Source organism: Streptomyces sp. NPDC015032, assembly GCF_043080425.1.
Lineage (GTDB): Bacteria > Actinomycetota > Actinomycetes > Streptomycetales > Streptomycetaceae > Streptomyces.
Map to the genome: position 1 here is coordinate 48,609 of NZ_JBIBVN010000044.1, position 9,291 is coordinate 57,899.

At 67.9% G+C, this 9,291-nt stretch carries 6 protein-coding genes and 2 pseudogenes; 3 read left to right on the plus strand and 5 right to left on the minus strand.

Annotated elements, in window-relative coordinates:
* Positions 1-43 precede the first annotated feature (43 nt).
* On the plus strand, positions 44-2,476 hold the full coding sequence (gene glgB, locus ACF08M_RS35875) for a 1,4-alpha-glucan branching enzyme (RefSeq protein ID WP_392189474.1): 2,433 nt from the start codon (positions 44-46) through the stop codon (positions 2,474-2,476).
* Here glgB and ACF08M_RS35880 read toward each other — a convergent pair.
* The gene (locus ACF08M_RS35880; RefSeq protein ID WP_392189483.1) at positions 2,433-4,643 is read right to left on the minus strand and encodes a HelD family protein; all 2,211 of its coding nucleotides are present in this window, start codon (positions 4,641-4,643) and stop codon (positions 2,433-2,435) included. The two genes, glgB and ACF08M_RS35880, sit on opposite strands and share 44 nt — an antisense overlap.
* A 767-nt stretch (positions 4,644-5,410) precedes the next feature.
* On the opposite strand from ACF08M_RS35880, the gene ACF08M_RS35885 reads away from it, so the two are divergent.
* Positions 5,411-5,836 carry a hypothetical protein gene (locus tag ACF08M_RS35885; protein ID WP_392189475.1) on the plus strand — a complete coding sequence of 142 codons (426 nt, stop codon included), beginning with the start codon at positions 5,411-5,413 and terminating at the stop codon, positions 5,834-5,836.
* 638 nt (positions 5,837-6,474) lie between these two features.
* Positions 6,475-6,870 carry a hypothetical protein gene (locus tag ACF08M_RS35890; protein WP_392189476.1) on the plus strand — a complete coding sequence of 132 codons (396 nt, stop codon included), beginning with the start codon at positions 6,475-6,477 and terminating at the stop codon, positions 6,868-6,870.
* 249 nt (positions 6,871-7,119) lie between these two features.
* Here the strand turns inward: ACF08M_RS35890 and ACF08M_RS35895 are convergent.
* The 4 genes and pseudogenes from ACF08M_RS35895 to ACF08M_RS35910 all read right to left on the minus strand — a co-directional run.
* A pseudogene (locus ACF08M_RS35895) lies at positions 7,120-7,317 on the minus strand (thioredoxin family protein); the annotation flags it as partial.
* Positions 7,300-8,055: pseudogene (locus ACF08M_RS35900) on the minus strand (transposase); the annotation flags it as partial. The pseudogenes ACF08M_RS35900 and ACF08M_RS35895, both read right to left, overlap by 18 nt.
* Positions 8,056-8,133: 78 nt before the next feature.
* The gene (locus tag ACF08M_RS35905; protein WP_392189477.1) at positions 8,134-8,457 is read right to left on the minus strand and encodes a CYTH domain-containing protein; all 324 of its coding nucleotides are present in this window, start codon (positions 8,455-8,457) and stop codon (positions 8,134-8,136) included.
* A 237-nt stretch (positions 8,458-8,694) separates the two neighbouring features.
* Positions 8,695-9,165, minus strand: a complete 471-nt coding sequence (locus ACF08M_RS35910; RefSeq protein WP_392189478.1) for a pyridoxamine 5'-phosphate oxidase family protein — start codon at positions 9,163-9,165, stop codon at positions 8,695-8,697.
* Between the last annotated feature and the right edge of the window lie 126 nt (positions 9,166-9,291).

A 9,291-nucleotide genomic window follows, 5' to 3' on the forward strand; every position in this document is an offset into this window, starting at 1 on the left:
GCACCGTTCCGCTCCGTCAACACCCTCCGAGGAGGCTGTCCCTGTGACCGCCCGCAAGCCGTCCTGCCCCACGCCCGCCCGTACCGAGACCGAGGTTCCCCGGGTCCCGCCGCCGCCACCGGCCGGGACGGCATCCCCCGCCGCTCCGGCGGAGGCGGCCGCCCGGCCCTCCCCGGAAGCGACCGCCCCGGCCGGGCGGAAGGAACCGGCGGCCGGGCGAACGGCCGCCGGCTCAAGGGCCGACGCGTCGCAGCGGCCCCGGCGGGGCGCCGGAAGCCAAGGGGTACGCACGGCCCCGCCCCTCGACGACGGCGACCGGGCCCGGCTCCTCTCCGGCGAGCACCATGCCCCGCACGACCTGCTCGGCGCCCACCCGGTCCGTGGCGGTGTCACCTTCCGGGTGCTGCGCCCGTACGCGCGGTCCGTCACCGTGCTCGCCAAGGGGCTGCGGGCACAGTTGCACGACGACGGCGACGGCCTCTTCTCCGGGCTGCTGCCGATGCCCACGCTTCCCGAGTACCAACTCCTGGTCGCCTACGACGACAACGAGATCGAGGTGCACGACCCGTACCGCTTCCTGCCCGCGCTCGGCGCCCTCGATCTGCACCTGATCGGCGAGGGACGGCACGAGGAGCTGTGGACCGCCCTCGGCGCGCAGCCCATGGAACACCAGGGCGTCGCGGGCACCCGGTTCACCGTCTGGGCGCCCGATGCCCGCGGTGTGCGGGTCGTCGGTGACTTCAACTTCTGGGACGGCACCGGCTTCCCGATGCGTTCACTCGGCTCCAGCGGGGTGTGGGAGCTGTTCCTGCCCGCGATCGGGGAGGGCACGCTCTACAAGTTCGACATCTGCCGCCCGGACGGCTCGCACACCACGCGCGCCGACCCGATGGCCCGCCGCACCGAGGTACCGCCCGCCACCGCCTCGGTCGTGACGGCCCCGCATCACGAGTGGCGGGACCAGGAGTGGATGGCGCACCGGGGGGACGTGCCGGTGCACGAGGCGCCGTTCTCCGCGTACGAGGTGCATCTGCCCTCCTGGCGCCCCGGCCTGACGTATCGTCAACTGGCATCCCAGCTCCCGGCGTACGTAAAGGACCTGGGGTTCACGCATGTGGAGATGATGCCGGTCTCCGAGCACCCCTTCGGCGGCTCGTGGGGATACCAGGTCACCGGCTTCTACGCACCGACATCGCGTCTGGGCACACCGGACGACTTCCGCTTCCTCGTCGACGCGCTGCACCGGGCCGGCATCGGCGTCATCATCGACTGGGTGCCCGCGCACTTCCCGCGCGACGACTGGGCACTCGCGGATTTCGACGGCCGTCCGCTGTACGAGCACTCGGACCCGTCGCGGGCGGCGCATCCGGACTGGGGCACGCTGGAGTTCGACTTCGGACGCAAGGAGGTGCGCAACTTCCTGGTATCCAACGCCACTTACTGGTGCGAGGAGTTCCACGTCGACGGCCTGCGGGTGGACGCCGTCGCCTCGATGCTCTACCTCGACTACTCGCGCGAGGACGGTGACTGGTCCCCGAACGAGCGCGGCGGCCGGGAGAATCTGGACGCCGTCTCCTTCCTCCAGGAGATGAACGCCACCGTCTACCGGCGCAACCCGGGCGTCGTCACCATCGCCGAGGAGTCCACCGCCTGGAACGGCGTCACCCGCGCCACCCACCATGTAGGCCCCGACGGCTTCGGCGGGCTCGGCTTCGGGCTGAAGTGGAACATGGGCTGGATGCACGACTCCCTTCAGTACATGTCGAAGGAGCCGGTGCACCGCAAGTACCACCACAACGAGATGACCTTCTCGATGGTGTACGCGTACAGCGAGAACTACGTCCTGCCGATCTCGCACGACGAGGTGGTGCACGGAAAGCAGGCACTCGTCAGCAAGATGCCCGGCGACTGGTGGCAGCGGCGCGCCAACCACCGGGCGTACCTCGGCTTCATGTGGGCCCACCCGGGCAAGCAACTCCTCTTCATGGGGCAGGAGTTCGCCCAGGGGGCCGAGTGGTCGGAGGGTCACGGCCCGGACTGGTGGCTGCTCGACCCCTCGTACGAGGCGGGGAGCGACCACCGGGGCGTACGCGCCCTGGTGGGCGATCTGAACGCGGTGTACGCCGCCACTCCGGCGCTCTGGCAGCGCGACACCGTTCCGGAGGGCTTCGCCTGGGTGGACGGCGGGGCGGCCGAGGACAATGTCTTCGCCTTCCTGCGTTTCGACGCGGACGGTGCGCCGCTGCTCGCGGTGTCGAACTTCTCGCCGGTGGTCCGCCACGAGTACCGGCTGGGCGTGCCGCCGTCCGTGTCCGCCTGGGCGGAGGTGCTCAACACGGACGCGGCACGGTACGGCGGCGGTGACGTCCTCACCCCGGATCCGCTCAAACCGGAGTCCGTCGCCGCCCACGGTCACCGCACGAGCGTCCAGCTCACTCTGCCGCCGCTGGCGACGGTGTGGCTGAAGCCGGTGTGATGATCCCGAGCCGCTGGGTGGCCCGGGTCAGCGCCACATAGAGATCGTTGGCGGTCATCAGCGCGGGCGCGACGACGAGAACCGTGTCGAACTCCAGGCCCTTGGCCTGGCGCGGGTCGAGCAGGACGACCGGCCGGCGCAGATCCGGCGGCCCGTCGTCGAGTCCGGTGAGTTCCGCGTGGAGCTCGCGCGGGGCGATGACGGCGAGCCTGCCCTCCGCCGGGGTCTCGGCCTCGGCGAGCTCGGCCACGTCGGCGAGCGGCAGGGTGCGCTCCCAGGGCCGTGCACCGGTGGAGCGGATGGAGCGCGGGGGCTCGAAGGCGGGATCGGTGGCCCGGCGCCGCTCGGCCGCATACTCCATGATCTCGGCGGGCGTACGGTAGTTGACCCCGAGCCGGGCCAACTGCCAGCGGCCTTGGACATACGGCGCGAGGATCTCCTGCCAGGAGTCGCAGCCTGCCAGGTCGCCGGTCTGGGCCGGGTCGCCGACCAGGGTCATCGAACGGGTCGGGCTGCGCCGCATCAGCAGCCGCCAGGCCATGGCCGACAGCTCCTGCGCCTCGTCGACGATGATGTGCCCGAACGCCCAGGTCCGGTCGGCGGCGGCACGCTCGGCGGCGCTGCGGTGGTCAACCTCCTCCTGACGCTCGGCGAACCGTTCGGCGTCGATGATGTCGTGCGCCGCGAGGACCTCGGAGGCATCCTCGTCGATGTCCTCCTTGTCCTCGAACTCGTAAGTACGGGAGGCGTACGAGACATCGAGGACGCCCTGCGCGTAGGCGGTCCGGCGGGCCCGCTCGGCCTCGGCGGCGGCCCGGGCGGCGGAGTCGTCCGCACCGAGGAGCTCGGCGGCCTCGTCGAGGAGGGGCACGTCGGCAGGTGTCCAGTCGGCGTTCTTCGCGCGCCGGAGCAGCTCGGTGTCGTCCTCGGCCAGATGTGTGGGCTCCTCCAGATAGCCGGCGAGGAACTCCTGCGGGGTGAGCGGGGGCCACAGGGAGGTGATGGCCGCGTGCACCTCCGCGCTGGCGGCGATGGCCTTGCCGAGCTGGGCGATGTCGTCGGGGCCGAGGAAATTCGGGCCGCCGTAGGGGTCGGCGCCGATGCGGTCGGCGAGCTGCGTGGTGAGATCGTCGATGACCCGGAAAGCGAAGGCGGGCAGGGCGAGATTGTGCGGAAGCCCGGTCTCGCGGGCCTTGTGGCGCGCTTCGACTGCCATGCCCCAGTCGAGGGTCAGCTCCCCGTCGTCGTGCGCGATGACGATCGGCTCGCCCTTCTCGGGCACCTGCTGCCGATCCCGTACGGCCTCGGCCAGTACGCCGGCCATGTCCGCCCGGCCCTTGACGGCAGCGGCCGCGGGACTGTCGGTGCCGGTGGCATGCACGCCGGGGAACAGCTCGCCGACCGTCGACAGCAGCACGCCAGTCTCACCGAGCGAGGGCAGCACTTCGCCGATGTAGCCGAGGAAGGCCGGGTTGGGCCCGACGATCAGCACGGCCCGCTGGGCGAGCTGCTCCCGGTGCGCGTACAGCAGATACGCGGCCCGGTGCAGCGCGACCGCGGTCTTCCCGGTGCCCGGCCCTCCCTCGACGACGAGCACCCCTCGCTGCGGGGCGCGGATGATGTGGTCCTGCTCGGCCTGGATGGTCGAGACGATGTCGCCCATCCGGCCCGTGCGGGCGCTGTTCAGCGCGGCGAGCAGCACCTCGTCGGCGTCGTGCGACTCGTATCCGGTACGGGTGGTGTCGGCGAGATCCATGATCTCGTCGTGCAGCCCGGTGACCGTGCGCCCCTGCGTGGTGATGTGCCTCCTGCGGCGCAGCCCCATCGGTTCATACCCGGTCGCGAGATAGAACGGCCGCGCGACGGGAGCCCGCCAGTCGATCAGCAACGGGGTCCGCCCGGCGTCGTCCCGCCGGATTCCGGTACGCCCGATGTGGTACGTGACTCCGTCGCGCCTGTCGATCCGTCCGAAACAGAGTCCCGTGTCGGTGGCATTCAGCGCGGCGAGCGTGGCGGAGTGCTCGGCGACGCCGACATCGCGCTCCACCCGCGCCTGTCGGCCGGTGCTGAGCTGCGCGACCGTGGCGCGCATGGCGGCTTCGGCCGCCACCCGGAGCTGGTCGAGCCGCTCGTGGGCGAGGGAGACGAATTGCTGTTCCTGCCGCATTTCCTCGGTAGACAATTCAGCACCTGACGTAATAGAATAAACTTATTGATTTTTTTCCGCATGCCGAGTCTTCCGCGCACACGGAACTATTCAATATAGGCAAATAAATACCCTGTCCGTCAATTCGGACCAGGGTTTTTTGCGTCCAGGAGACGCTCACCCGAGCAGACGGGAGGCCCCATCCGAATATGCGGATGAGGCCGAAGTCTGCGGGGTGCCGTCGCGGCTGCTCACGGCGCCGCCCCGGGGCCCCACGCCGGCACCCGCTCCCAAGCCGGGGCAGAACCGCCGCCCCTGGCCCCCGTGACACCGGCCGAGCCCGCAGCGCCACACGCTCCCGTACCCGTAGTACCACAGCAGCGGCCCCCGAACCGCCCCCGGGGCACCCCTCGCCCGCGTACCTCGCCCTGGCCCAACTGGGCCGACTGGAACCGCGCCTGGCGCTCTCCGCCGCTGACTGCACCGTCCGACCCGGGCACCACAGGCCAGCAAGTCACCGGAACCAACGCCGAACACGACGTCCGCGGCCTCGTCGCCGAACTCCGAGGCATGCCCAAACGCCCCTGCGCACTCCCACGCGCCGACGAACGGCCACAGCCCGGCCTGAGAAGCTAGGGGCTGCCCCATCGTTGCAGTTCAGGAGCACTCTTTGCGCTTCTGATCGCACCTCGGACTCCACCGACGTGAAAGCCCGAGGCTAGGGTGAGAGCTTGAAGCTGGACGGCAAGGTTGCATACCGCAACTGATACTTTTCGGGGAGGAATCCTGTGCCTGCGTACGGGATGCAGACGTGGAAGAAGCGCACACTTCAAGGGTGCGGCCTGGCTATTTTCCTCGGCTGGATTGTTTGGCTGTGCGTCGCCATCGCGAACGAGCCCCCCGGGGGAGCGGCGTCACTGGAAGCCCTGCGCAATGACGTACGGACTGCCGTACAGCAGAACGATGCCGACCGCCTTCAGAGCTTGTTCGACGAAGACAGTGTGGCGGACGGTTACGCGAAGAGCTTTTTGGGTCGCCTCAAGGGCGCCGACGCACTCGATTCCACTCTTGAGAAGCGCGGAGATGTCAGCTACGTCGTGGTGAAGGGGGGCAGCCGTAATGGTGCTGCGGCGTGCACCCCTTGGGCGGCGACCGAGAAGGAGTCACGCTGGTATCTCGATGGCACGCCTCCTGCGGTCGGAGGTCTCTGCTAGAGCTACTGAACTTGATTGAGTGAAGCCGGGTTGTTCGCCTGACGGTGTGCGGGTCGGGTCGGTAGTCATGGGCCGTGAGACACGCGCAGGATGGCGGGTTGACCGACACCGGGAGGGCCCGCGCGGGAGCGGATCCGGCTGGAGGCGGTCGGCCGTTTCGAGGGCGGGGAGAAGAACTGGGAGGTTGCTGCCGTGTTGCGGCCGCCGTCAAGCGCAGCCTCAAGAAGATCCAGTACCGCCCACACCTGGTCGACGACTGCCTCGCGGGCACCCGCCCGACCATAGGCGTTTGCCCGTGAACACGCCGACATCACGCATTCAAATTCAGTAGCGGTAAGCCGCCATCTCGCTTTGCTGTCACAACGATGGAGATCTGTAACTTCGCCCCACTGAGCAAGATTCCCTTTAACCGCGCAAACTCACCCCAGTACGACTATGCCCCATCTCGCCCACCTATGCACCTTAAGTAGGAAAATATTCGACCAAGGGGTCCATGGGTCGTTTATTGTGACGCATTCGGCGATCACTTCAAGCCCAATTGATGCGATCGAGCCAAAACGTCTGGATGCGCTGTATTTCATTTGAATCTTCTTGATCGACGGAGTGATCATGTCCCTTCACTCAAAAGGGGAGGGACTTTGTTTACTCGCATTGCTGCTGCCACCGCGCTCGTGATCGGTTGCGTTATCGTTCCGGCCACCCAGGCTTCGGCGACAGAAATTACGCCGATGTCTGGGAGTGGCTGCACTGGAAATCCTGGAAGCAACGGCATGAAGTGCATTTACGTCACTGGCACCAAGCTTCATGTGGACAAAATAAAGACCACCTTGACCAGGAATCACGCCAACCCCAATTGCGGCCGGGCGCATATTGAAATCGGTAGGAACTACGCCACCACCAGTGGAAACATCTGCGACGGCCGAGACTTCAGTTTCACCGACACGGTTGGCCTGAGCTTCCCGAACAACACGAAGGCATGCGCTTGGTGGAGCAACTATCCAGAGGGCAAGGCGTGCGCCACAATCCACAACTAGCCTGTCCCTGACCTCGATCTTTCGCGTGTGGCCCGTCAGTTCATCTGGCGGGCCACACGCGACCCTGCACACGCTCCGGGACGCGACCAGGCGCTGTCGCGGGCCGGGCACACCCGAACTCACCGAGATCGGCGGTCTCATCGAGCGCCTGAAGCGATTCGAGTAGGCGCGGGCCCTGGAGGCCGCCCTTGCGCGGCTCCACGGCTGCGCGCTGCCGGTCGCTGTCCGGACGTACGCCCCGGTCCCGCCTCACACCGTCGCGAACACGTCCTCCAGCTCCTGGCGCAGCTTGCGCTTGGGCCGGGCGCCCACCATCGACTTCACGGGTTCGCCGGAGTGGAACACGAACAGGGTCGGCATCGCCAGCACCGCGTACCTGCTCGCAGTCCCCGGATTCCGCCCGTTGTCGAGCTGGACGATCTTGATGCGGCCGTCGGAGTCCTCGGCAGGTTCGACGTCCTGTCCGGCAACCAGGGACAGGATGCCGTCCGCGTTCGCTGCTTTCTCACCCAATTTCTGCTCGGGCAGATGCCCGAGCAGCCTGAGTGCGTCGCCTGCCAGGGCGTCGACGAGGGCGGCGCGGGCCTGCTCGTCGTTCCAGGCGATCCTTGGTTTGCCGGGGTCGGTGTAGTCATGCGCGGTGCACTGCACCGCTGCCACCCGGCCCGCTCCCGGGACTTCCCGGATGACCGCGCGGGCGGCGGCGATGAGCTGGGTAACGGCGTCCTGGGTAACGACTGCGTCGTCCAGAACGGTGGAATCCAGCGCTCGCCGGTGCTTGCTCTTGAGGACACCGGTGACCTTCACGACCTCCCGTACTGCTTCGAACACCCGGTTGGGCCGGGCAGAACGGGAAAGGCGGCGGCGGAAGTAGGCCAGCAAAGACGGGTCGAAGGCCATGTCGTTGAGACCGAGCCCGCAGGCGGCCGTCCTCCGCAGGTCACACCGCAGTTCCTGCACCGTCTCGAAGTCCGACAGCCCATGGAGGGCCTGCAGCGTGATCGCTGCGGCCAGCATCTGCGGCGGCAAACTCGGCCGCCCGTTCACCGAGGGGTACATGTCCGCGAACATCTCCGCCGGAAACAGCGCACCACGATGCTCAGCCAGGAACGCGAACACACCTCCCGCCGGGATCAACTCCCGGCAGGCTCCCACACATCCGGCCCGACCGTCTCCTCGGCCCATTCCCCCATCACCACAACAAAGAGTCTGGCCCCGCCGCTCACGCGGCGGGGCCAGAACCCCAAGATCTTCATGAGTCTTCTAGGCGCGCTGCCCGAGGACCAGGTCGCGATAGGGGAGCGCAACCGTGGGGTGACCGACGATACCGAGGCGCTTCTCGATGTCCTCGACGAGTTCGGCAGCACCGGCGGCCGTGGCCCGGTTGACCTCCGTTTCGACGAAGGTACCGACTCCGCCGACGGTGTCGATGCTGACTGTGACGCCGGGGGTGTCCGGGTGGCGGTAGCTGGTGCGGGTCTTCTCGACGCGGACCAGCTCACGCATTCCGATGGAGGTAAGCAACCTCTCGGCCGTGGGTGCCTGCTCGCCCTCTCGGAGGATGACGTTCGTCTCGACCTTGGACACCACGTCGCTCCGGACTGATTTTCAGCGCTGCAGGCGTGCCGTCGGGCCAACGGCACCGCAACGCGACCGACACAACACCGTCCGGGAGGGACTCACCGAGCGAAAGTCCCCACTGGGACGTCAGCCGCGCGATGAGATCCGGCGTGTCAGCGCACCATTCGGCAACCTGTGGACCGAATCGACGTACCAACCGCGTAGTGACACTCTCCACAGAATGTGCCCCGTTCGAGACACGCGTTAGACCAGCCACTTCCCGTCGCGCATCAGGGTCCGCCCGGCCATCTCGGGAACCGTCCCCCACGCCTGCAGCACCTGCGGGGTGACCTGGAAGAAGACGTATGAGGGGTGGTCCTCGCGAGGGTCCCAACCATCCTTGGCGGCGAAGGCGTCACCCACCTCGGCCGGAAGATCCTCGCGGGTCAGCCTGCGCGCGGTGCCGTGCACCAGGACCACGTCCCGGGTATGGCCGAAACAGAGCCGGACCCGGCCTGAGACGCACAGGTTGCGCCCAGTTGGGTTGGTGTCGCGGGTGGACAGCCACACCACCTCGCCGTCCCACCAGAAGGCCAGCGGAACGAGGCAGGGCTCGCCGGTGGCGTCGGCAGTGGCGACCCATACGTCGTTGTCCCGTGCGAGCCGTTCAAGCGCCTCGCGTTTGCGCTGCTCCGAACTGCGGGGTTCGCTGGGTTGCGAGTCAACTGACGTCATGTGGGGAGGTTGTGACTCCTCCCCCTCATGAATGAGGGGGCTTCTCGCTATACCGAGTTGGCGTCGCGACGGACCAGCCCGGCCCGTAGAACGTTGATCGCACCCACTTCGTCGGCATGCGCCTGA

What these genes read in the sequence shown, in the direction of transcription:
- ACF08M_RS35880 (WP_392189483.1), bottom strand. Translation starts at nt 4,643, where the DNA reads ATGCGGCAGGAACAGCAATTCGTCTCCCTCGCCCACGAGCGGCTCGAC.
- ACF08M_RS35910 (WP_392189478.1), bottom strand. Translation starts at nt 9,165, where the DNA reads ATGACGTCAGTTGACTCGCAACCCAGCGAACCCCGCAGTTCGGAGCAG.